The following is a 22,187-nucleotide window of genomic DNA, read 5'->3' as shown; positions in this document are numbered from 1 at the left end:
TACAGTTGTGGCGGAAATGAATTTCAAGCTCTATGCAAACAACCGCCGTTGTTCATCGCATGGACTCTGCATAGAGCGGATCGCGAAACTTCTTATGAATTGAATCATGGTAGCCCCCCATTCAGAGAATCATTTATCAGGTACTTTCATGGTACTCTTATAATTTCAATATGAGAACACGATATCCTTTTACAACGTATTGTACTGGTCCAAACTCCGTTCCAACATCTCTCTCACTTGTTGTTGCAGCTCCAGCGGCTCAATCACCTTTACTTCTGGTCCGTAGGAGAGCAGCTTCCGCGCTGTAAAAGGAAACTCCTCAGGTGGAACCAGTCCTCGCCATTCATTATCTTCAACCGACTTGAACAGTACATCTGATCCTGCCAGTCTCGCCCCAAAATCCGTGAATTGCAGCACGACTTCTGCGCTTTCTCTGTTTTCTTTTAAATTCAGCCATTCTTGCAAACTAGGAACCGACTCATCGATGGAATCCCGCATAACCAGCTCCTGCATGCGATCCACCCGATACAACAGCACCCGATCCTTTCTCTGGGCCGGCATATACCAATACCCGTGATCATAATAGATGCCGATGGGAACAACCTGTACTTTTTTATGTCCCTGCCGGGAATGATATATAAATTCAATCTCTCTTTTATCGACTGCTGCGCCTAATATCTCTGTTGTTACTGCCCCGGCCTGTACAGCATGATGTTGAAGAAACGTAATGTGCTGCCTCATACGTGTAATCAGATCCTGTACATCCTGAGGTAAAGTTGAATAATATTCCTCGGCCAGATGCCCACGAATCGATCCATACGGAAAATCTGGGACGTTCTCCAAGTATTCAATCATCATAAACAGACCCAACGCCTCATGCTGAGTAAGCTGAAGAGGTGGCAAAATCCGATTAGGAAGCACTCGGTAACCCCCGTTCACTCCAACCTCCGTATACAAAGGAAAGCCCAGCTCCTGCAGATCATTCAGATCTCGCTGGATCGTGCGGATGGACACCTGAAATCGCTCCGCCAATTCTCGGGCCGTAAACTTCTTTCTCGAATCCATAAGTCGCATCAATGCGAGTTTTCGATTATTCATATTCACCCCACCTAACTACGTCAACTTCTGTCATAGTTGGAGTGTATCATACAATTCAGAAGGGAGCGATTGATATGTCTAACAATAGAGTCGTGCTATACATTGCGATGAGTCTGGATGGGTACATTGCAAGACCAGATGGTTCTGTGGATTGGCTGTTTGATGTGGAAGGCGATGGTGGCGATAACGGGTATAGCGAGTTTTATTCAACGATTGGATCGGTAGTGATGGGTCGACTTACGTATGAAGAGGTGCTCAAGCTGTCGGATGAATTCCCCTATGCGGACCGCCCGACGTATGTACTTTCCCGTTCCAACCAAGCCCCTGCGCCACATGTACAATTTACGGACGAAGCAGTGGAAAACCTGATTTCCCGATTGAAGCAAGAATTCAGCGGTGATATCTGGATTGTAGGCGGAGGCCAGCTTGTCCAAGCCGTTCTGGAACAACAACTGCTCGATGAGGTTGAGATTGCCATTATTCCAAAAATCCTTGGCGACGGCATTCCCCTATTTCCAACAGGAACGGTACCAACCCATTTCAGAATGATTCATACGCAGACGCTGGGGCAAATCGTTTCAATCCGGTATCAGGTACAAGGAAAATAACAGTAGTTTAATCATCTCCTTAGATATACAAGACGCAAAAAAACAGAGCCGGTCCTTTTGTTCAAGAGAGGTCTGGCTCTGCCGATTTAAAATGTAAATTAAAATTTCAGAATTCCCTTCAGATATCCCGCTAAAGCATCAGCAGTCCTTCTATGAGACAACTCACCCGGATGACTTCTGGCGCCTACCGTCTCCTCCGTCGTATTGGGAAGCTGTATAACCGAGACCTTCGTATCGCCAGACTGTTTCGTATACGCATCAACAGCACGATAGATCGCGGGCATCATCGGGAATCCAAGCATGCCGTATGCCCATACGAGCTGCGCCTCTGGATTGTTCTTTCGAAGTTGAGTCAGGAATCGGGTCACGGCTTTCTCGAAGACAGCCAGATCCTCTTCATGGTAAGTGCCATCTTCGTTCAGGCGTTGCTTGTACAACTTTCCGGTAACGGGATCTTTCCATTCAGGGGTCTGAAAGGCGCCCCCATCATTGCTCCCCAGATTAACGACCACTACATCGGGCTGCCAGGAATTAAAATCATGCTGGTCCCCTGCGCCAAGTGCTGCGTTCTTATCTCCGGTCACCAATCCACAGACTTGCTCGTAATAATCAGGAATGTTCGCCTTCGGATTGTTATCCCAACTCGTCAGCACACCCCAGCCGCTCTGCGAGATGACGCGGTATTCTGCATTCAGCGCTTCTGCTGTCATGGCCGTATAATTATGTATGGCACTGAACCACATCGGAATCCAATCTTCTTCTGCTTTGGCCCCGATCGCACCTTCTCCAGATGTAATACTGTCACCGATAAATTCAATCTTGTACGGTTTTTCCTCTACAGGCACAAAGCTACCGTCCGATTTCAATGCATGAATTTGCAAGGAACACCCCGGATCTCCATTCATAGCCTGCACATCTTTGACGATACGTACGTTTTTCACCACATTCTCGTTCATGCCTCGGAATACGCAGATCCAATACCTTTCCGCCGTTAACATCTGTCTGCTCACCGGGACACCATTAATCAGAATGCTGATCCAGGGCTCATACAGATCATAATCGGACTCAATCTCGACCCACAATTCAGAACCTTTCACATTAAGTTCAACCGCACTTCCGGTCCAAAATAAGGTTAAGGGCACAAGTTGTCCTGTCGTCCTGCCATGGATTTTGAGATTGCTGACATCAGATAACGAGTACGTCCGTAATTTCTCATTAGACTTCACGATGTATTCCTCCCGCATGATTATTGCCCAGGGGGCAGCCTCATATGACTATATTTTAAGAAAACGGTCCACATGCTTCTGGTATTTCTCGTACCAGATTTTCCATTCTGATTCACGCGATTCCAAAGTACGGCCATCGAGTAATGCCTCAATGACATTCAGACAGACATGCCACCCTGCGAGATCCTTAGGTGTATGGCTTGTGATAGCATGAATGGTTTCGATCAGCAGCAGGCGACACCCATCCGACTCTGGATATAGCTCAAACCGAACCCGGTCTTCTGCCCAAGTGTATTCGAGAACGGAATAAGGCACAAAGTCCAGAATTTGAAGAACTAGGAATGTACCATCCGGCATATTAAACTTGATGCTCCCACCTTCCCGCAGTTCTTCCACCTGCAATTCGGTGAACCATTTTGCCAGCTTTTCATTTTCCGTTAAATAGGACCATACCTCTTCCACAGAGTACTTCCAATGACGTTCGAAACGAGCCATGTTTCCAGTTGGCGTTTGCTTCAGATCAGCGATCATAGTGTACCTCCTCCATTACGATAGATGGACTACAGGATGTGGTTACGGGGTTAACCGATGTTATGCAAGGCCTGAAGCGCTTCATCTTTGTTTTTCAAAAAGAAAACATGCTTGCCATGGTTGCACTCATAGATGAAGTCTCTGAGACTTTTGCTGTTGTATCCGTCAAAATCTCCGACTATGGCAAGTTTCACCTGGTAATTCACGTATTTCTGCAAAATATCACCTGCAAGTCTGGTCTTCAGTTCGAAGAAATCTTCGTTGAGGTTGGCTTTATTAATCAGAATTTTTTGAGCGTCATCCGTGTAATTCACAGAAGCCATCAAATCCAGTGCATCTTGAACATTGTTAATAACGATGTCATTGCTTTCGATAATAGCAACCTTGGAGCTGCCCTGTTGATCAATGGTTATATTCATTTCAAATTCCCCTTCCAGACAGCTTTTCTTTATAATATCTCCCAGTTCCATGGTGAAAAGCAACGACTTTTTGAGCGTGTTTATTTATTCATTTGAACAATCTGGTCCGCGCCGTCCTCATTGACAAGATTCCCTTTCGGAATCGATACAACAAATGCGGAACCCCTATTGCCTTGTGGCGCAGATTCCACGCTGATTCGACCTTCAAGAGACCGAACGATATCACGTACATGGGACAGTCCAATTCCGGTTGCTGCAATGCCCAATTCATTGAATTTGGTCGTATAACCGGGTTCGAAGATCACATCCCGCTTGCCCTCAGGTACACCTTTTCCAGAATCGATGACCACAAATTGTACGTCTGCTCCCTCTTCCAAAACGCGAATCTGAATCGTTCCTTCGTTCTCAATGGCTTCCACGGCATTGGCGATCAGATTGTTCATCACGGTTAAGAGAGGAATGTAGTAAGGGGAGTTACAATCATATTGCTGCTCGATGTGAATCTCAATCTTTTTGTTCAGCATTTCACTATATTTCCGATTTCCTTTGGTCGCAAAGTTCAGTACTTCGGAAAGACTCATATTCACTGATTTTTCGCTATCGTACAACTTCAACAGACCTGCAAGGATACGTTGGGAGTCCTTCTTGACCTCATGAATCTGTTGAGCGATGCCGAGTGTCCGCTGGCTATACTGGTTCAAATCCTGCTCTCTGAGATCGCGATATAGGTCGTAGCTGTCTACGGTAATCCCCTCAATCGTATTCATGGCTTTTTTCAGATAAAAGACTTCCCCATAAAGACCTGAGTTAACACTCAGCATCTGCTCCATCCGTTTTTCCTGCTCAGCATGCAGCAATCGCATCTGCCTCACCGCAAAGCTGTTATACAGCCCGATGATAAAGTAGCTTCGCAAACCACCGAGCACCAGCAGATAAAGCCATTCTTTCATATAAAAGATATTCGTCCCACTCAACACACCGCGAATGAAAAGCTCCACGAGATTAGATGAAAAATCAATACACGTAATCAATCCACCCAGCAGCAGAGGCGGTATCTCATGGAATCGGTTCTTGAACTTACTGAGGCCATAGGTAAACACGACATAATACATTCCCGCGCCCAGATTATCCTGCATGCTTTCGATGATTGAGATCGAATTCACATGATTCAGTAAATCAGCCGATTGAAAAATGAAGTTCACAATCCCCGCCAATATTCCCGTCTTCACATAAGACAGATGCGGCATAATCATCAGCAAAAATAAAAGTATACTTACACCCAGACCAATCCGGAAGTAATCTTCTCGAAAAGGATTTATTTTAAAAATCGCCCCTACAGCTGTAGCAAAAGCAACTGCGGTCATTTGCACATTTTCATTTCGAACCCAACTGCGCATCATATTCCACCCATCATAACCCCGTTTAGCGCCTCTCATTCATCCGCGCTTCTGACGTTAAACATACTAACATATGAAGAATTCATTATACATATTTAAAATAAGGAATTGTTCCTGCGATCCAGGAATAGCGGACATTGAATTGCTAGTCTGACGAAAGAGCCTGCACAACCTGCTCCAGGTCCATATATTACTCTCAAGTGCGTACGTCACTTTGAGGTGCGTACTTCTCATCTTTCTCTTTCTGATCCACAATTATGTTCAGAAGAAGAGAGGAGCATGCCCATTGAAACCCAATCAATCTATTACCAGTTACACTGCACTTGTTATCGGTGCTGGAGGCGTCATTGGAAGAAATCTGATTGATTATCTGATGACACTTCCGGAATGGAATATTATTGGTGTATCGCGTCGTGGAGGGGAGGATGCCCCTAGGTTACGTTATATCTCGGCCGATTTGCTAAACGAAGCGGATACTCAGGCCAAACTGTGTCATTTAACAACTGTTACTCATATTTTTTACGCTGCTTATCAGGATCGCCCAACCTGGGCTGAGTTGGTGCAGCCCAATCTTGCGATGCTCGTCAATGTGGTGAATACCATTGAACCGATCGCCCTCAATCTCCAACATATCAGTCTAATGCAAGGTTATAAGGTGTACGGTGCCCATCTGGGCCCATTTAAAACACCTGCAAGAGAAACGGATGCGAATCATATGCCCCCTGAATTCAATATCGATCAGCAGCAGTTTCTTGAGGAGCGGCAATCTGGAAGCAGTTGGAGCTGGTCAGCCCTGCGCCCATCTGTTGTATGTGGATTTGCTCTAGGTAATCCAATGAACCTCGCCATGGTTATTGGCGTGTATGCGTCCATCTCTAAGGAACTTGGCTTGCCACTTCGCTTTCCCGGAAAACCCGGAGCCTACCATTCCCTACTTGAAATGACCGATGCGTCACTGCTCGCTCGTGCGACTGTGTGGGCGGCAACCGATCCGCGCTGTGCCAATCAGGCGTTTAATATCACCAACGGCGATTTGTTTCGCTGGAACGAACTTTGGCCCAAAATCGCTGCGTTTTTCGAACTGGAAGCGGCTCCTCCACTGCCTCTCTCGCTTGCAACCGTTATGGCAGATAAAGAAATGCTTTGGAATTCCATGATTGAAAAATATGGATTAATGAATACCTCCTATGATGATGTCTCTTCCTGGCCATTTGGTGATTTTGTCTTCTCTTGGGATTATGATTTCTTCGCAGATGGATCCAAAGCCCGCCGCTTCGGATTTCACGATTTCGTTGATACAGAGAACATGTTTATGGATATTTTTGAAAATCTACGTGAGCGCAAGATCATCCCGTGAAACAAATAAAACGTACAATAAGCCGATTCCTGATTTTCAAGGATCGGCTTTGCATATGTACGTCAACATTCAGAGGTTGGCGGTTTGAATAGAATTTTCCCTCGATCTCCATAAACCTTTTCCACGTGTACATCTCCCCATCTACACATCAGATGAAGAATCTCTTTAAGACTCCACCCATACTCCGTTAACTCATACTCCACCTTCGGCGGGACCTGGTGATGGGAAATGCGGGCAATGATCCCCGCCTCCGACAGTTCACCAAGTTGTTGGGTCAACACTTTCTGTGTAATGTTAGGTAGCAGCCTCATCAGTTCGCCATTACGTTTCTTGCCAAAGGTAAGATGGAACAAGATAACTGGCTTCCACTTGCCGCCAATCACTTCAAGAAGAGCCTCAACAGCAGTGTTATATATTTTAATTGGTTCCTCCATATCACCTTCTATCTCCCTTCCAAAATTCAGTGTATCCTGAACAGATTATTCTCTTGTACACCAGCGATACGCTGGATCATTATTGATTTGAAGTGCTTGGCAAAGTTGCCTTACCCTTATATCATAACTAAAATTCTGCATGGATAGGTATTAGCGATACAAAAAAATAGCCTGGTTCCTTTATCTCAAAGGCTCAGGCTATTGTTCAATCTTCCCGATTCATCTTCTCAAAAATATTTACTAATTGTGCTCGATCCTCTTCGGTCAGTTTCTGGAATAAATTCTTACGCAGCTTCTGCCCCTCCAATATTGCTCTTTCAAGGACTTCGGCCCCTTTGTCGGTAATGTTCAAATATATAATGCGGCGGTCAGCTTCATCTACCATCCTGACGGCTAATTTCTTGGCAACCAGCTTATCAGCTAAATAACTGAGCGTAGGCGGGGTTAGCCCCAATAGTTTTGCAATATCCGAAGGTCGGCTTTTTCCATTTTGATTGAGATGACTGAGTACAAGCACATGAGAGACGCCGAGGTCCTCATTAAACGATTTGTTCCACTGTATAATCAATTTATTGGTAAAGTTGTCCATGTTGTGTATGAGCTCAAAAATGTTCTGTTCTTCCATGTGATCCTCCTCGTAAAAATAAACAACAGCCCTCATTCAACTTAAGGGCTGTCATCATTTTACACGCTATTGGGCTGAGTATCCACCATCGATAACCAGCTCAGATCCTGTAATGTACGAAGAATCATCCGAAGCCAGGAACAACGCGGCGTTGGCAATATCGATAGCCTGACCCAGACGTTGCAAAGGCGTTGCCTGAATTAGTCGGTCTAGCAGTTCCTTCGATGTGTTCAGGGATTGAGTCATTGGTGTTTCGATAATCCCAGGGAAAAGAGCATTCACCCGAACACCTTGACGACCAAAGGTTGTCGCCGCCGCTTTGGATAATGCGCGTACCGCGCCTTTGGATGCCGAGTAGTGGTTAAAGCCTTGTCCAATCAAAGCAGTGTATGAAGAAATATTAACGATGGAACCTTTCTTCTGCGCTGCCATATAAGGCGCGACATGTTTCATGCCAGCAAATGGACCAAAACCATTGATGGAGAGCATTTTCTGCCAATCCTGCGCATCGATTTCCTCAAACGGCTTCTCTGAAGAAATGCCCGCATTGTTGACCAGAATGTCAATTTTGCCAAAACGGTCGTTGACTGCCTTCGCCAATGCCTGCCAATCTTCATCTGATGAGACGTTCAACTTCATTCCGTGTACATTTGCTTTTTGACCTGCTTTCTCCAGTGCTTCCTCATTAATGTCTGCGGCAATAACGATGGCGCCTTCCTTTGCAAAAAGATCAACCATGCCTTCACCAATTCCTGAAGCTCCACCAGTAATAATAGCTACTTTATTATCTAATTTCCCCATTTGAAAATCTCCTAACTATATTTTATTTGGACGGCTCTACTTTAGTTGTTAAGTGTATTGTGCATGTTCATAAACTGTTCAAAATCCGGAACGGTTGGATTGGCAATATAATGGCCGCCCTCAACCTGAATAGTCTGTCCGGTAATGAATTTGGACTCATCTGAAGCCAGGAACAAGACGGTGTATCCAATATCATTGGGCTCCCCGTGATAAGGCAGCGCGTTATATTTTGCGAACATATTCAATACATCTGGGGGCATATTATTCTGGGCTGCCGGGGTCAAGATCAAGCCGGGTGCGACAGCATTGCAACGAATGTTATGTTTGCCATATTGAGTGGCAATATACCTTGTCAGATTCACAACGCCTGCTTTTGAAGCACCATAGGCAACCCGAACCGCATCTCCCGTAAAACCAGCCATGGAGGCTGTATTTATGATAGAGCCTTCACCTGCTTGAATCATATGTGGGATAGCGAATCTACAGCCAAGCAATACGCTTTTTAAATTGACGTTCATAAGCCTATCCCATTCATCCAGATCTACGTTGACCACATCCAGATCCTTCTTCAGATTGGTCAGACCAACATTGTTGAACAGGCACGTGAGTTTACCATATTGTTGCACCGTAAATTCCACAGCTTCCTTAATCGAAGCTTCATCTCCGGCATCAAGAAAAACGGCCACTGCATTTCCGCCTTGAGCCTGAATATTCGTTGCTGCTTCCTTTGCCCCATCAACATTGAAATCAGCAATAACGACTTGAGCTCCTTCTTTCGCCATCAATTGGGCTGCGGACAATCCTATTCCAGAAGCGCCTCCAGTTACAAGGGCTACTTTGTCTTTCATTCTCAACATGGTTCTCAAGCTCCTTTCATAAAGAAACCGAAAATAAATAAATAACCATTCTATTATTTAGATGACTAAATATTAGATGTCTAAATAATAGCAGAGGAATTGTCTTTCTGCAATGCATATGGCCCTGTATCCTTATTTTGGATGCCTTTAGCGAAGCAAGTGAATGTTCCAAATGGAAAAACCGGATAAGGATGACCTTATCCGGTTGGCTTAATTCGGACCTGTAATTGATCCATTCTTAATTCAACAATTCAACACAGTCATACACCCACCCGGCACTTAACCAATTGCCCAAGTCGCTGGAGCCGCTGATTGGCGTAATGGTCACCGTGTTGGACCCATTAACGAAATAGGATGCTGGTATATTCCAGGAAAAGGTTGTATTGTTGCCCCGATAGGTTCCAATCGTAAAGCTACGAGAGTTCGGTTGGGAGGAAGCTGCCGGATTGGTTAACGTATGACCGTTAATCGTTACGCTGGGTCTTCCATTGTTGTATGCTGCCGTAATACCGATGTTAAGTACATGCGAAGATGCCGCTTGGGAAGAGTTCAGGCTAAAGGTAACAGTTGTGGGCGAGTTTTGTCCACGGAACTGAATCGCTGGGAACTTGTTGGTTGCACTGCCGGTGGCATAACTGACAGGGCCCCAGCTTGGATTACGGCTATCGGAAGGATGTCGGATCGGAATCGTCTGGCCGTTCAGGAACTCGCCTCTACTTCCCTTATCAAAAAAATCTGTTCAGCATCCCTCTCGTGATCCTGAAACTTAGATGCGGCCTATCGCTACGAACACAGCTAATACCAGGAAAACGATATTCACGCCAATTTGCTTATACTCCTTACGAGCAATGTGGAATATGGCTCCTAACAGCACAACAATCGCGAGACCAATCGCTGCCAGTGGCGTTAATCCAGGGGCGATATTCGTTGCTTGAGGTACAATAAGTCCAATGACCCCAACCAGTTCCATGATACCGATAAAAAATACCAACCCTCTAGAAACTTCGTTTGCCCAAGGCCACGATTTCTTTGCCTTTTCATACTGGAACGCCTTCATCCATCCCGAGAAAATAAACCCTACTCCCAATATGCCTTGAACAATCCATAACGCCATATTCATAACCCGCATGCCCCTCTTCTTGTATATGATCAACACATAGGCATATAATATTTTATGGGGTAACTATTTGGAAGTAGGCACTTAAACTAAACATAGTATACAAAAAGAAACCTTAGATAAATTAAGGAGTGAGGACTTCATATGAGTACTTACTGCAAGTTTGAAACGGCGTTGGACATCCTTGTTGGGAAATGGAAACCGGTGATTTTACTTCGGCTTTTCGCTAATGGTACCATGAGATTTAGTGAACTTCAGAGGGCCATCCCTGACATTACCAAGAAAATGCTCACCCAACAATTAAGGGAATTGGAGTATCACGACATCGTCCATCGTGAGATCTATCAGCAGATTCCTCCCAAAGTCGAGTACTCCATCACGGAGTACGGTCAACGAATGACCCCTTTATTACAGGCCATGAATGACTGGGGCGAGGGCCACATCGAGCATTTGAACGAGCTTTATGGGGAAGATCCGACGACAGAGTCGCCTGAACGCAGCTAAACAAAACACACGGTAATCTCACCATCAACATTCCATGCTTCTTCTCCCGCATGGAATGAGAAGTTTTTAACTAAAAAAGCTGCACCCTTAGTGACGGATGCAGCTCTTCAATATTTTATATAACAGGAAGATTTAACCTTCTTTACAGTGAACCCTCAAGGTTTGCAGGTTGATTTTCCTCATTCACCAGGCCTTGAATAAAGGTCTCAACATTGGGCGCAAGCCAAGTGATTTTGTAGCCTTCTGCTTTATTCACATGAACAACCTCGGGCTCACCAGCATTGCCGGATTCACGATAATCCAGCATCACGACCTCCGAATCGGAAGGGCACTCAGACAGAACGACACCAATCTCGGGGTAACCCCCCTGCTCAATAATCACTCGGCTGCCAGCTTCTCCACACAATGAATGTGTCTTCTCCCGTCCAATACCCAGGATATTCAGAATTTCAATATGGATCTTCTCATTACTCTCCGCCTGACTAACCGCAAAATGACGATAGTGGGGAACACCACCATTATGTAGTTTCATCATATTCATATAGAATGTCGGCAGCTTGAACACCAATTGCTCCTCCACTGCTTCAATTTGCTCATCGGTAGGCGGGGACAATACATATTGATCGACGTATGCTGGACTGTCATTCCAAAAGCTCGTCGATTCCGGATGGATACCAGGAGCAGCTTCGATGATAGTTTCAGTCACCGAGTGGACTGTATCCACAGGCTCCTCTATCACTTCTTCTGTGAGCTCGTCTGCTGTTTTATTCCGAATCCATTCCAGGAACTCCTGTGTATCCTCATCTCCCGGCTCCAATCGGTCCGCTGCTTCAAAGGCTTCACGCGCGTTCTCATATTGCTCCAAATAATAATACGCCAGACCAATGCGGTAATGCCAAAGCGGATCATTCTGTCCCTCTGCTTCAACCGACAGGAATTGCTCCACCGCCTCCTGGTAACGCTCCATATTACTCAGCGCTCTGCCCAGATGGTTGACCAGAATATAATCCCGCTCCTCTTCCGGAACCTCTGTAATCGCATCCACAATCTCTTCAAATTCATCCTGTTCATGCCAAGCCTCTAGCCGTTCCAAGCGTTCATCATTCATTGATCTTGCCTCCCTCTCTTATTCGTTGTAGAAATTATATCATTTAGGTACTGCCCACTCCACAAAAGGCGATCGATATCAAATGTCCATAGTCTAAGAACCACAGAACAAAGCAACCTTTGCCGAACTTTAGTGTCAGCAAAGGTTGTTTGAATCACTTTTATTTATCAATTACATTAGTGGTTTTCAGCAATCTTGCGATCAGCGCAGTCCCGTTTCCGAATCGGTATCCATATCTCGCTTCTGTACTGCGGCAAAGTCACATCCTTGTGTTCGTTCCACAGGATTTCCGGCCCCTCGCTCAGTTCGTAATCCGAGGAGGGGAACCATTCCGCATAGATTCGCCCCCACACCTCCTGAAGCGTGCTAGGAAAAGGACCAACAGCGGTAAATACCGCCCATGTCGAGGCCGGCACCTCCAGCTTCACCAGGCCCTCAGGTGCCGCTTTTGTCGTGGCTGCACCAATGTAATGATCCAGCTCCCCCTTCTCCTCCATCCGACCCTCGCTGAAATGGGCTGAAGCACTGATTAACCCAAGCGGCTGAACGTCCGACAACCCCTTAATCGTCTCGATCCATTCCGGTGTAAGACGCTGATACATCGCAGCAATGTCCGGATTCACCCCGTGGAACACGATCGGCACCCTTTTGCTAATACCTACAATCCGAAAGGCCTCTTTGTCTTCAATGCGGTAATTCATTTCGCTTCCTCCTTGAATGGTCAATTGAAATGTCATCCGTGGGAAGGCTTTGAGCGATGGACCATGACTCCGCGCTTCGGAGGGCGTAACCCCATGCATGCTTTGAAAAGCCCTGGCGAAGGCATCCGGCGAGGCATACCCGTATTTCAGTGCAACATCAATAACTTTGCTGTCATTCCGGCTTAGCTCCAGTGCCGCCAGCGTCAAGCGCCGACGTCGAATATATTCCGACAACGTAATGCCGCTAAGAAAGGAAAACATGCGCGTAAAATGGTACTCCGAGCAGCAGGCGATCCGTGCAAGCTCTTTCATATCTACGGTGTCCGTCAGATTCTCCTCAATATAACTCAAGGCTTCGTTCAATCGCGCCAGCGTATCCATGTCATTCCCTCCCCCGTTACTTCCAGGATAGCAAAGCCATCCCCTTCGCATCCGACATTTCCTGCACCATTCTGCAGGCAGCTCCTCTCTTGCAAAAATTCCACTTGTTCATTTAAAAGGTTTCGTTTGATTTACTTCAACATGCAGAAGTCTGGTCTTCGTTACCATTCCCGCACTCTCCAATGCCCGTTTAGATGCGTCGTTATAGTACCAGCATCCAGCTATAGGCAAATGCCAAGTTCACCGCACCATTTACACAATTGTAAATCACACAAGACAATGGAGCAGACGGGTAATTTGACAAGTTATTGTGCGTATTCTCCATTTTGCAGATATGCCGTTCCTCTTATTTGCCGTTTACATATTTTAAAGAGAGATAGTTTTGATCATAACGGACAAGGGGAGCGATCGAAATGGGAGCCAAGCCAAAAAGCGCTATCAAAAAGCATGGAGTTTCTATTATTGCCTGCACGAAACGCCAAAGCTATATAAGAAACCTGTTTAATAACTACAGCCGACAGAACCATTCCAAGAAAGAACTTATCATTATTGTTAACAACGATAACATCCCCCTTACTCCTTATCTAAGCTTAGCCAAAAAACTTCCAAACGTACACGTTTATCGTCTTCCGGAACGTACCTCCCTCGGTGCTTGTCTAAATTACGCTATCAAGAAAACGAAATACAACTATATTGCCAAGTTTGATGATGATGATTATTACGCTCCCTACTATTTGGCGGAAAGCGTGCAGACCTTTCAAAGAACCAATGCCGATGTCATTGGCAAGCGGTCACATTATCTGTATTTACGTGGATCCAAGGATCTAATTCTTCGTTTTCCACATGATGAAAATCGACCCGTAACCCTGCTCCCTGGTGCAACGCTTGTCTTTAAACGGAATGTACTCCGGAATGTCAAGTTTCCGAATCGAAATGCCGGTGAAGATGATCTCTTTTGCATTAGAAGCAAACGAAAAGGCTACAAGGTATATTCAGCAGGTAGACATAATTTTGTTGCTATACGCAGGAAAAACTCATCCGATCATACATGGATCATCAGTGATAAAGAGCTAATCTCGCAAAGCAAAAAAATTCGAACGGGTAAGCATTACAAGAAATTTGTGCAGAAAAAACCTAAGGGGTTATCCTAATGGACACTCCGGTCCGTTCACATAGTCAAAAAGCCATCTCTATCATTGTGTGCACTAAACGGCGACAATGCATGGACAACCTTTTTTATAACTACAGCCGTCAGAGTTAAAGAACTTATTGTCATATTAAACAATGACAGGCTGGAGGTAAGCCAGTATATTAATGCTGCAAAACCATATAAGAACGTAAGGATATACACGTTACCGGAAAATCTATCGCTCGGCCATTGCCTCAATCACGGGGCCGCACTGGCTAGATATGACCTCATTGCCAAATTCGATGACGATGATTATTATGCGCCGGGCTATTTAACCGATAGCGTACAAACCCTAGTCAGAACCAATGCAGATATTGTAGGCAAACGAGCCCACTATATGTATTTGAGCAGCAAAAAACTCCTTCTGCTTCGTTACCCTACCAAGGCGAATCAATATGTTCCCCTGATCCAGGGCGCAACTCTTCTCGTCAAACGGCATGTGGTCATCGAAGTTGGTTTTCGTGATAAAAACCGAGGAGAATGCGTAACGTTTTGTTCTGATAGCTTGGCAAAGGGCTATTCGATCTATGCAGGAAGTCCATCCAATTTCCTTGCGATTCGCAGGAGAAACTCCAAAGATCATACTTGGATCGTGGGTGATAAATATCTTTTAACGAGAAATGTCAAAGTGCTGAAAGTGAAAAATCCAAAGAAATTTGTATGTGGACACTAGCTTTCTGTACCCGGTAACAGCTTCCTGATCTCTGCGAATAAAATATGTTTTGAAATTGCAAAAAAAAGAGCAGCTCAAGTGCTGCTCTCCTTTAACACTTCAAAAAAAGATTTCTATTTCACTCAAGCCAGATATTCCGCCATGATCTGCTCAATATCGAATGGGGTAATACCTTGCTCCACCGAATAAATCGTATCGGCCTGATCCATCGTGTCCACCCGTTCACCTCGGGCCTTGGCATGAAGCGTGAACAAGTCGTAGAGGTCCGGTTTACGCAACGTGGTCAGGGCTTTGCCCATGAGGACCATCCCTTTTTGATTGCCCTCAACATTATTGTAATATTCCGGGTGTCTAGTCAGTGCCAGATCCGTCCAAATGACCGTACGCTCTACCAAATCCATAATGACGGGAATCGCGATCTGCGTATCTGCCGTGATATCAATCTTGTTCGCCACCGTGGACGGCTCGAAGATCTCGCCAGAACCTGGCTTCTTCCGCATCATCCAGCCTACAAAGCATTCCGTCAAATCGCAATATGGATGACTCGTAAAGGAAAGCAGACTCGCCACCACATAACGTCCGCCATAAGCAACAATTGACGGAATATGCAGGTCAATAAACTCACTTGCTCCATGAGGCGCTGTCACGATATCCCCGCTGTGAACGGCCTTGTAGTTGGATGAACGCAGATTCGTATAGGAAATATGCTCCACATAGTTCCAGTTCTCATCGTACATCACCGCAGATAGATCGATATCCACGCGCCCCGTTGCTTGACCATTCACTGTGCCTTCCTTCCACCAGTTGAAGAAACGAATTGTGTCTCCTTCTGCCATCGGTACTCGGCTTCCTCGAACAATCGTATGAAGGGCCTTGCTCGCCGATCTTTGGGAAAAGGGAATCAGGTAATCATGGAGCTGTGGATCGACATACGTCTTCCCAAGCGAAGGAAGGGCTGCAAAGCGCTTCAACAGCGCCTGTTCACACATCTGCACAACGTCAAGACAAGTGCCATCGTCTATCTTCGGAAGCTGATTCGGAATGGCGTAAGCCTTCGCTACATTGCCTTTCGGGAAAAATACACGCAAATCCTGCGGCTCATTACGCCGGGCAAAATGCTGCTTCACCTGCAACAATACCGGGGTCGATACGTGCTCCAGAATTTCTCCGAACGCCAGCAATACATATTCCTTATCCGTGGTAGAACGCAACAGGTGATCCAATCTTCTCGCAAATTCACCAGGGCGCTGCTTCAACAGCTCAATCAAACTCCACACATTATGGTATTGGAAGGACAGCTCCACACTTCCGTTAAAGGTCGTAAACGACTTGTTATTACGCAAGATATCAAAAGCTTCCTCGCATCGTGGGTAACGAAGCTTATATTCAGATGGATGCAGAATTTCGCCCAGACGAATCCAGCGATCCTTGTAACGGAGCATATCTTCCGTAATTGAACCGCATTGCTCCAGCAACCCGAGCAACAGGCGTCTCTCACGCCGCTTGAATTTACGGAAAGGCGAAGCTAGAGCCAGACTGACATCGCCATCCGACCAGGCCACAGCGAGACGAAGGACATCCGTTGCCGTTCTGAAATACGGCCCGATTCGGTCGATATTGGCCTTTTCATACTTTAATAAGGAAGCTACTACGAACCCCACATTTTCCTTAAAAGGAATCTCGGCTGGCAACAGCGCATCTACTTCATCCGGTTCCGCATGCTCCAGCACCGTATCGATATCTGCTTTGTCTGTCTCCGAGATGGAGCCCTTCGCTTCAATCAGTTGGCGGATGAGCGTCTGAAATTCGGCCTTATTTCCGAGGCCAATGACTTTCAGGTTTACTTTGTCCAGCAAAGGTACTCTTTCGACGGATTCATGATTCGGATATACCAAGGTCAGATAATGAAGGATGGCGTTCAAGTAAAGCTCCACCTCATCTTCCTCCATCACCTGCGTTGGAAATCCAGGGTACATCGGTTTGTAGTCCACATGCGCGCCGACCATGATTCTCAGATCAGCCACAACCTGAGCAACCAATGCCCCAAACTGTTCCTTTGATAATGTTCGCACGGCTTGCATCAAATCATCCGAGAATGTGTATCCAAGCGTTTCTATATTTTTAAGGGCAGTCGCCAAATAAACCTTCGGCAGCTGATTCTCCCCTTGTTCTTGCTCGATCATGAGTTTGTTCGCTCTGCGCAAATAGATTGTATTGTTCATGATAAAAGAGTCCAGGAAAGCCATATCCCTACAATTGGTGGTCTGCTGTAGAAGGAAGGAATATGATAGCCTGGACGCCTCCTCTCTGAATTGAGATCTTCAGGAAAGCGGCGACCCTAAGTTCGCCAATGAAGTTAGAAGGAAGGATCGCCATAGCCTGAAGGCCAAAGGTCCGAAGCTTGTGACCCGAACCTTTGATGAACCCATCATCTCAGATTCCACGATCTCCCAACAGGGCGAAAGTATTACGACTGGTTAAATTAAGGGGGGATTCTCTAACTTGCGTCGAGTAGTACTGAAGAACGGCATACAACTGATAGTACATAAAAAAAGAGCTAAGCACGGTTTTTAGCCGGCTTAGCTCTTTATCACACGCATGGTAAACAGGTTGCATACAGTTCGTTACATCCGAACGACTGATTTCTCAGCCGTCAGCCCAAGCACCCGAGCGGTTGAAGCATGTACCTGGTTCAGTAGACTAAGATTGTCAACCAGTGATTCGCCATAGGAAGGAACCATTTCCTTGATCTTTGGTTCCCATGCATCCATATGCTGTGGGAAGCACTTCTGGAGGATCTCCAGCATCACGTGAACAGCAGTCGAAGCACCCGGTGAAGCACCGAGCAAAGCGGCAATCGAGCCATCCGCCGCAGTGACTACCTCCGTGCCGAATTGAAGCGTTCCTTTGCCGCCTTGAGCCGTATCCTTAATCACCTGCACACGCTGGCCTGCCAGCACCATGTCCCAATCCTCGCTCTTGGCGCCCGGAACAAAGTCACGCAATTCGGCCATGCGTTGTTCCTTGGATAACATCAGCTGTTGGATCAGATATTTCGTTAGTGAAATTTCTTTGACACCTGCCGCGAGCATCGTAAGCAGATTATGCAGCTTCACCGACGTAATCAGGTCGGCATTGGAGCCCGTCTTTAAGAATTTTGGCGAGAATCCGGCAAATGGTCCAAATAACAGCGATTTCTGGTTCTCGATAAATCGGGTATCCAGATGCGGAACAGACATCGGCGGAGCACCCACCGAAGCTTTTCCATATACTTTGGCATGGTGCTGCTCCACCACTTTCGGATTTTTGCACACCATGAAGATGCCGCTCACCGGGAAGCCACCAATATGTTTTCCTTCCGGAATGCCGGATTTTTGCAGCAAGTGCAAGCTTCCGCCACCCGCCCCGATAAAGACGAATTGCGCGGTGTGCCGTTCGACGGTTCCGCTCTTCAGATTTTTCACGGATAATTCCCAAGATCCATTGCTTGTGCGTTTCATATTCTTCACGCTATGTTGGTAGTGGATATCCACGTTTTGTTTCTTCAAGTGTTCCATTAGCATACGCGTTAAAGCACCAAAGTTAACATCCGTACCGGAGTCAATTTTGGTGGCTGCAATCGGTTCATTGCCTGTGCGGTTTTTCATCATTAGTGGAATCCATTCCGCCAGTTTTTTCTTATTATCCGAGAATTCCATACCCACGAATAACGGATGTTTTGCTAACGCTTCAAAGCGTCTTTTTAGAAACAGGACATTCTGCTCTCCATGTACATAACTCAAATGAGGAAGCGGCATAATGAAGTCCCGCGGATTACGAATCAGATTGCTTTTGACGAGATAGGACCAAAATTGCCTTGAGATTTGAAAATGCTCATTCACCGTAATGGCTTTGCTAATATCTACGGATCCGTCTGGTCGTTCAACGGTATAGTTAAGTTCGCACAATGCAGAATGCCCGGTTCCGGCATTATTCCATTCGTTGGAGCTTTCCTCCCCCGCACTGGCGAGCTTCTCAAAAACCTTAATATTCCAGTCTGGTGCCAATTGTTTAAGCAAAGTTCCCAAAGTTGCACTCATAATTCCGGCACCAATCAAGATAACATCTGTACTCGTTTGTCCCTGGCTCATGTCTACCGTCCTTATATCCTATATTTGCCAAAAGGATGTAAGCGTTATCGATTTGGCATTGCAGCAAGCCCCATTCTTGAACAGGCCCGCCCCTTCTCTGAATGAATATAACCTTGATCTAGTGTATCAATAATATGGGTCAATTTAAATATGCAATTTGAAGATATTTGCTATTCCATCAGTATACGCTAGTTTATGTCAGATAGATAACCCGGTTATAGGGCTGAAAGATTAATTTGTTCAATAAAAAGAGACAATTCTGGTTGCGTGGCCTGAATTGTCTCTGAAAGGTGAGTATGGTGCTACTATGAGACCACAATTTAAGGGCTTATCAACTAAAAAATTCTTTTTCTAAGTTGCCCTTATATGGATGTAAACTTGAATAGACGTACGATCTTTATATTTTTGTGAAATTAAATCGGTCTATACGATTATTTATTTCGTTCACTCACTCATTTACAAGCTTATTAACTTTCTTAGCAGTAAGTATCCCAGGGTACGATGTCTCCAGATTATCATAAAAAATTTCTATCTCGTCGCCAATTGCGAATTGGGAGATATTTACACCACTAACCCAATATACTTCACTATATTTGTTTGATTTAATTAATTTATTTGTATCTTCATCAAGATCATCTGATATCAAACCACTTACTACAAGGATTCTATCATTATGTTGGTCAATCTCTTTTACAGATCCTTGAATTCTTTGACTACCTGAATTAGAAATGGTACAGGCGCTCAATAAACATAGAGTGAAACATATTAGCAAAATCTTGCTCAATTTCACATCAATGCACCCCCTATTTAATTCAATAAGGGTTACCATTCAATCGTAAACTATATAGACATTACTTCCATTCGATTTGGCTGCTTCTAGAAACGTTGATATCCGTTGTGCGACTTCTGGTAGAGCAGGGATGATATTCTCTGAATTCTCTATTTGCTCGCCAGTTAATTTACTCATATCAAAAGATTTAAATAAATGAATAGCTGCATCAAGGTTCTGTATTTCCCATGGACTTTCTTCATACCAACCTTCATGAGCATAATACTCATGTAAGATACCTTCATTAGAAGGCTCGTACTGACACATAAGATCTAATAATGTCTCAAAATATCCATTCCACATTTTTAGAATATTCTTTTCGGTAAGGTTATCAAAAAGAATTAATATCTCGGGTTGCCCTTCAAATCCAATATAAAAGGAATCATTAACTAGTTCTTCTTTCATCGTATTACTCCTTCCAATGTCCTTGATCTAAAATCCTGACTTGTTCCGGCGTAGCAGTACCTGCTTTTCGTGCAGCTATTGCATCATACCACTTATATCCCTCAACCCACTCGCTTTCTCCAATCTTGTAAAAAGACTGTGGCCTGTTGCCCCCATTACCCGGAATTGTTCTTTGAATTACCCACGTGTTCCCTTGGTCAATAGGGGCACCAGATGTTCTAGTGTGCCATCTAACTTCATACTTATATGTCTCGTCACTCCATTTATAGGTTATCTGTTCATAGCCATCATTCATTGATTTAGCTTTCATATTCGCACTTTCAGGAATCTCAATTGGAGCATTTTGAGCATATCGTTTCGATATAGCTAATTGTTCATCTACATTCATATCAGAGAATTTCTTATTAGCTTCTATCTTTCCATTAGAACCTATGCCCTGGCCCTTACCTGTCTTCTCTTTAGCAGCCTCCATATTCTTCTTAATTTTCGCCACAGCTGAACTAGATGATGGTAAGCGAAATGGACCCTTGCCTCCCGGAACACTCCCACGAACCATCTGAATCGCCATAAATACTTGGGCAAATTTTAGAGAGGTAACCATGGTTCGAGCATAAGAATCAGAGACAGTTTCTCCTGTATAGGGATGTATTCCATTCTGAAATGCCTTGATCTGTAGTGTGAATATATCCTCCCCAGGTGGTTCAACCTTCTCACCTTGCATGCGATTAACATCCAGATGTCCATGATCCTTCTCATACGCCTGAAGAGCAGACTGATCCGCAACACCCTCCTCGTTGACAGGCATCCACACCCACTTTCCAAACATATTGATTTGTGCCATCCGATATCCCTTATCACCCGAGCTTGTATCATCTGCTGAATTGGTCATGATAGCTGCGGCACCGACAGCTCCAATTGCACCACCCAGACTTACCAACTGAGCATCTGCATCCTGGAAGCGCGTAGCGATGTCCTTCAATTCCTTGGATGTATTCACCATACTCTCCAGCGCTTTATCCAGTATAGGGCGTGATTGCTCAAACTCATAGTAAAACCGCTCCTGCGTCGCACCCATCCACATCATCTGAATGAACATGATCTGTCTCGTCAGATCACCACGTATACTCTCCAACTGTTGTCTGGCTTGATCCACCTGATTCGATACGTGATGTAGTTGTTCAGGGGTAACTTTGATTGTACTCATACGTTTCTCCGCTCATTTAAAATATGATTAACCTATGTTAGCAGAAGTTTGTAACACAGACCATCCGGCTAACATCCTGATTTGACCATTTTAAAACATAAGCTGTACCCCTCATCGGTGCTATGGTCCTATATGCATTTACCCATTTCAAAGCACTTATCACCAGCAAATAAACCCATTACCCTATCTCCCCAAAAACGCCCGATACCGCCCAATCTGCTCCGCTGTCGCATCTTCCCGCAACGATTCAAATAGTGCCGCGCATTTTTTGAAATACCGATTCATCTCAAGCTCATCCGCTAACCTGAGTGCCTGCAAAATGAACTCCACCGCTTTCTTTTGCCTTCCCATGCATTGTTCGTATAAAGCCCGGTGATAACAATAATGGTACATATTTCCGTTGTTTAAAGAATCCATTTCTCTGCCGACATCCTGAACCTGACTCGCAAACATATGTAAAACTTGATCAATCTGCCAACGATATCTAACCGCTGCCTCCACAATCGTTCTCAGACCTGCTATACATTCCTCTGGATGCTCTAGCAGAAAATTCACATACTCCTCCAACAGCTCTGCATGCCCCGCTTCAATCT

At 45.2% G+C, this 22,187-nt stretch carries 22 protein-coding genes and 2 pseudogenes; 5 read left to right on the top strand and 19 right to left on the bottom strand.

Annotated elements, in window-relative coordinates; translation table 11 throughout:
- Positions 1-189: 189 nt before the first annotated feature.
- Complete coding sequence (locus tag AMS66_RS20150; protein ID WP_053782492.1) at positions 190-1,098, bottom strand: helix-turn-helix transcriptional regulator; 909 nt, start codon at positions 1,096-1,098, stop codon at positions 190-192.
- Positions 1,099-1,172: 74 nt separating this feature from the next.
- Here AMS66_RS20150 and AMS66_RS20145 point away from each other — a divergent pair, with 74 nt between their 5' ends.
- Positions 1,173-1,706, top strand: coding sequence for a dihydrofolate reductase family protein (locus tag AMS66_RS20145; protein ID WP_407944562.1), 534 nt, complete (start codon positions 1,173-1,175; stop codon positions 1,704-1,706).
- A gap of 98 nt (positions 1,707-1,804) precedes the next feature.
- On the opposite strand, the gene AMS66_RS20140 is transcribed toward AMS66_RS20145, so the two are convergent.
- The 4 genes from AMS66_RS20140 to AMS66_RS20125 form a co-directional block, all read right to left on the bottom strand.
- Positions 1,805-2,950 carry an SGNH/GDSL hydrolase family protein gene (locus AMS66_RS20140; protein ID WP_407944561.1) on the bottom strand — a complete coding sequence of 382 codons (1,146 nt, stop codon included), beginning with the start codon at positions 2,948-2,950 and terminating at the stop codon, positions 1,805-1,807.
- A 30-nt stretch (positions 2,951-2,980) separates the two neighbouring features.
- Entirely contained in the window at positions 2,981-3,463 is a 483-nt protein-coding gene (locus AMS66_RS20135) for an SRPBCC family protein (protein WP_053782490.1), read from the bottom strand.
- Positions 3,464-3,513: 50 nt separating this feature from the next.
- Positions 3,514-3,882: a DUF4180 domain-containing protein gene (locus AMS66_RS20130; protein ID WP_053782489.1), complete on the bottom strand. Its 369-nt coding sequence runs from the start codon at positions 3,880-3,882 to the stop codon at positions 3,514-3,516.
- 80 nt (positions 3,883-3,962) lie between these two features.
- Positions 3,963-5,282 carry an ATP-binding protein gene (locus tag AMS66_RS20125; protein ID WP_236703540.1) on the bottom strand — a complete coding sequence of 440 codons (1,320 nt, stop codon included), beginning with the start codon at positions 5,280-5,282 and terminating at the stop codon, positions 3,963-3,965.
- 283 nt (positions 5,283-5,565) lie between these two features.
- On the opposite strand from AMS66_RS20125, the gene AMS66_RS20120 reads away from it, so the two are divergent.
- Positions 5,566-6,636, top strand: coding sequence for an SDR family oxidoreductase (locus AMS66_RS20120; RefSeq protein ID WP_053782487.1), 1,071 nt, complete (start codon positions 5,566-5,568; stop codon positions 6,634-6,636).
- Positions 6,637-6,698: 62 nt separating this feature from the next.
- Here the strand turns inward: AMS66_RS20120 and AMS66_RS20115 are convergent, their stop codons facing one another.
- The 6 genes and pseudogenes from AMS66_RS20115 to AMS66_RS20095 form a co-directional block, all read right to left on the bottom strand.
- A complete protein-coding gene (locus AMS66_RS20115) occupies positions 6,699-7,070 on the bottom strand; it encodes a winged helix-turn-helix transcriptional regulator (protein ID WP_053782486.1) in 372 nt (123 codons plus the stop codon).
- Positions 7,071-7,275: 205 nt separating this feature from the next.
- The gene (locus tag AMS66_RS20110) at positions 7,276-7,695 is read right to left on the bottom strand and encodes a MarR family winged helix-turn-helix transcriptional regulator (protein ID WP_053782485.1); all 420 of its coding nucleotides are present in this window, start codon (positions 7,693-7,695) and stop codon (positions 7,276-7,278) included.
- Positions 7,696-7,761: 66 nt separating this feature from the next.
- Entirely contained in the window at positions 7,762-8,496 is a 735-nt protein-coding gene (locus tag AMS66_RS20105) for an SDR family NAD(P)-dependent oxidoreductase (protein ID WP_053782484.1), read from the bottom strand.
- A gap of 41 nt (positions 8,497-8,537) precedes the next feature.
- On the bottom strand, positions 8,538-9,353 hold the full coding sequence (locus tag AMS66_RS20100) for an SDR family NAD(P)-dependent oxidoreductase (RefSeq protein WP_053782483.1): 816 nt from the start codon (positions 9,351-9,353) through the stop codon (positions 8,538-8,540).
- Between the two features lie 238 nt (positions 9,354-9,591).
- Positions 9,592-10,059: pseudogene (locus AMS66_RS31900) on the bottom strand (polysaccharide lyase family protein); the annotation flags it as partial.
- 60 nt (positions 10,060-10,119) lie between these two features.
- Positions 10,120-10,473 (bottom strand): DoxX family protein, encoded by a 354-nt coding sequence (locus AMS66_RS20095; RefSeq protein ID WP_053782482.1) that lies wholly within the window; start codon positions 10,471-10,473, stop codon positions 10,120-10,122.
- A 141-nt stretch (positions 10,474-10,614) separates the two neighbouring features.
- On the opposite strand from AMS66_RS20095, the gene AMS66_RS20090 reads away from it, so the two are divergent.
- Entirely contained in the window at positions 10,615-10,974 is a 360-nt protein-coding gene (locus AMS66_RS20090; protein ID WP_053782481.1) for a winged helix-turn-helix transcriptional regulator, read from the top strand.
- 142 nt (positions 10,975-11,116) lie between these two features.
- On the opposite strand, the gene AMS66_RS20085 is transcribed toward AMS66_RS20090, so the two are convergent.
- A complete protein-coding gene (locus AMS66_RS20085; RefSeq protein ID WP_053782480.1) occupies positions 11,117-12,082 on the bottom strand; it encodes an SMI1/KNR4 family protein in 966 nt (321 codons plus the stop codon).
- A gap of 176 nt (positions 12,083-12,258) precedes the next feature.
- Positions 12,259-13,164 carry an AraC family transcriptional regulator gene (locus AMS66_RS20080; RefSeq protein WP_053782479.1) on the bottom strand — a complete coding sequence of 302 codons (906 nt, stop codon included), beginning with the start codon at positions 13,162-13,164 and terminating at the stop codon, positions 12,259-12,261.
- Between the two features lie 413 nt (positions 13,165-13,577).
- On the opposite strand from AMS66_RS20080, the gene AMS66_RS20075 reads away from it, so the two are divergent.
- Together AMS66_RS20075 and AMS66_RS20070 are read left to right on the top strand one after the other, a co-directional pair.
- Complete coding sequence (locus AMS66_RS20075) at positions 13,578-14,315, top strand: glycosyltransferase (protein ID WP_053782478.1); 738 nt, start codon at positions 13,578-13,580, stop codon at positions 14,313-14,315.
- Positions 14,316-14,360: 45 nt separating this feature from the next.
- Positions 14,361-15,026 carry a glycosyltransferase gene (locus tag AMS66_RS20070; protein WP_236703539.1) on the top strand — a complete coding sequence of 222 codons (666 nt, stop codon included), beginning with the start codon at positions 14,361-14,363 and terminating at the stop codon, positions 15,024-15,026.
- A gap of 122 nt (positions 15,027-15,148) precedes the next feature.
- Here the strand turns inward: AMS66_RS20070 and AMS66_RS20065 are convergent, their stop codons facing one another.
- From AMS66_RS20065 to AMS66_RS34005, 6 genes and pseudogenes are all read right to left on the bottom strand, one after another.
- Positions 15,149-17,248 (bottom strand): TerD family protein, encoded by a 2,100-nt coding sequence (locus AMS66_RS20065; RefSeq protein WP_053782879.1) that lies wholly within the window; start codon positions 17,246-17,248, stop codon positions 15,149-15,151.
- 402 nt (positions 17,249-17,650) lie between these two features.
- On the bottom strand, positions 17,651-19,156 hold the full coding sequence (locus AMS66_RS20060; RefSeq protein ID WP_053782477.1) for a malate:quinone oxidoreductase: 1,506 nt from the start codon (positions 19,154-19,156) through the stop codon (positions 17,651-17,653).
- Positions 19,157-19,604: 448 nt separating this feature from the next.
- Complete coding sequence (locus AMS66_RS20055) at positions 19,605-19,946, bottom strand: DUF3221 domain-containing protein (protein WP_053782476.1); 342 nt, start codon at positions 19,944-19,946, stop codon at positions 19,605-19,607.
- A 39-nt stretch (positions 19,947-19,985) separates the two neighbouring features.
- On the bottom strand, positions 19,986-20,390 hold the full coding sequence (locus tag AMS66_RS20050) for a hypothetical protein (RefSeq protein ID WP_053782475.1): 405 nt from the start codon (positions 20,388-20,390) through the stop codon (positions 19,986-19,988).
- Positions 20,391-20,394: 4 nt separating this feature from the next.
- The gene (locus AMS66_RS20045) at positions 20,395-21,594 is read right to left on the bottom strand and encodes a WXG100 family type VII secretion target (RefSeq protein WP_053782474.1); all 1,200 of its coding nucleotides are present in this window, start codon (positions 21,592-21,594) and stop codon (positions 20,395-20,397) included.
- Between the two features lie 183 nt (positions 21,595-21,777).
- Positions 21,778-22,187: pseudogene (locus AMS66_RS34005) on the bottom strand (DNA-binding protein); the annotation flags it as partial.

This window comes from Paenibacillus xylanivorans (assembly GCF_001280595.1).
GTDB lineage: Bacteria > Bacillota > Bacilli > Paenibacillales > Paenibacillaceae > Paenibacillus > Paenibacillus xylanivorans.
This window is presented reverse-complemented; position numbering and strand designations above follow the sequence as displayed.

What these genes read in the sequence shown, in the direction of transcription:
- AMS66_RS20150 (WP_053782492.1), bottom strand. Translation starts at nt 1,098, where the DNA reads ATGAATAATCGAAAACTCGCATTGATGCGACTTATGGATTCGAGAAAG.
- AMS66_RS20145 (WP_407944562.1), top strand. Translation starts at nt 1,173, where the DNA reads ATGTCTAACAATAGAGTCGTGCTATACATTGCGATGAGTCTGGATGGG.
- AMS66_RS20140 (WP_407944561.1), bottom strand. Translation starts at nt 2,950, where the DNA reads ATGCGGGAGGAATACATCGTGAAGTCTAATGAGAAATTACGGACGTAC.
- AMS66_RS20135 (WP_053782490.1), bottom strand. Translation starts at nt 3,463, where the DNA reads ATGATCGCTGATCTGAAGCAAACGCCAACTGGAAACATGGCTCGTTTC.
- AMS66_RS20130 (WP_053782489.1), bottom strand. Translation starts at nt 3,882, where the DNA reads ATGAATATAACCATTGATCAACAGGGCAGCTCCAAGGTTGCTATTATC.
- AMS66_RS20125 (WP_236703540.1), bottom strand. Translation starts at nt 5,282, where the DNA reads ATGATGCGCAGTTGGGTTCGAAATGAAAATGTGCAAATGACCGCAGTT.
- AMS66_RS20115 (WP_053782486.1), bottom strand. Translation starts at nt 7,070, where the DNA reads ATGGAGGAACCAATTAAAATATATAACACTGCTGTTGAGGCTCTTCTT.
- AMS66_RS20110 (WP_053782485.1), bottom strand. Translation starts at nt 7,695, where the DNA reads ATGGAAGAACAGAACATTTTTGAGCTCATACACAACATGGACAACTTT.
- AMS66_RS20105 (WP_053782484.1), bottom strand. Translation starts at nt 8,496, where the DNA reads ATGGGGAAATTAGATAATAAAGTAGCTATTATTACTGGTGGAGCTTCA.
- AMS66_RS20100 (WP_053782483.1), bottom strand. Translation starts at nt 9,353, where the DNA reads ATGTTGAGAATGAAAGACAAAGTAGCCCTTGTAACTGGAGGCGCTTCT.
- AMS66_RS20095 (WP_053782482.1), bottom strand. Translation starts at nt 10,473, where the DNA reads ATGAATATGGCGTTATGGATTGTTCAAGGCATATTGGGAGTAGGGTTT.
- AMS66_RS20090 (WP_053782481.1), top strand. Translation starts at nt 10,615, where the DNA reads ATGAGTACTTACTGCAAGTTTGAAACGGCGTTGGACATCCTTGTTGGG.
- AMS66_RS20085 (WP_053782480.1), bottom strand. Translation starts at nt 12,082, where the DNA reads ATGAATGATGAACGCTTGGAACGGCTAGAGGCTTGGCATGAACAGGAT.
- AMS66_RS20080 (WP_053782479.1), bottom strand. Translation starts at nt 13,164, where the DNA reads ATGGATACGCTGGCGCGATTGAACGAAGCCTTGAGTTATATTGAGGAG.
- AMS66_RS20075 (WP_053782478.1), top strand. Translation starts at nt 13,578, where the DNA reads ATGGGAGCCAAGCCAAAAAGCGCTATCAAAAAGCATGGAGTTTCTATT.
- AMS66_RS20065 (WP_053782879.1), bottom strand. Translation starts at nt 17,248, where the DNA reads ATGAACAATACAATCTATTTGCGCAGAGCGAACAAACTCATGATCGAG.
- AMS66_RS20060 (WP_053782477.1), bottom strand. Translation starts at nt 19,156, where the DNA reads ATGAGCCAGGGACAAACGAGTACAGATGTTATCTTGATTGGTGCCGGA.
- AMS66_RS20050 (WP_053782475.1), bottom strand. Translation starts at nt 20,390, where the DNA reads ATGAAAGAAGAACTAGTTAATGATTCCTTTTATATTGGATTTGAAGGG.
- AMS66_RS20045 (WP_053782474.1), bottom strand. Translation starts at nt 21,594, where the DNA reads ATGAGTACAATCAAAGTTACCCCTGAACAACTACATCACGTATCGAAT.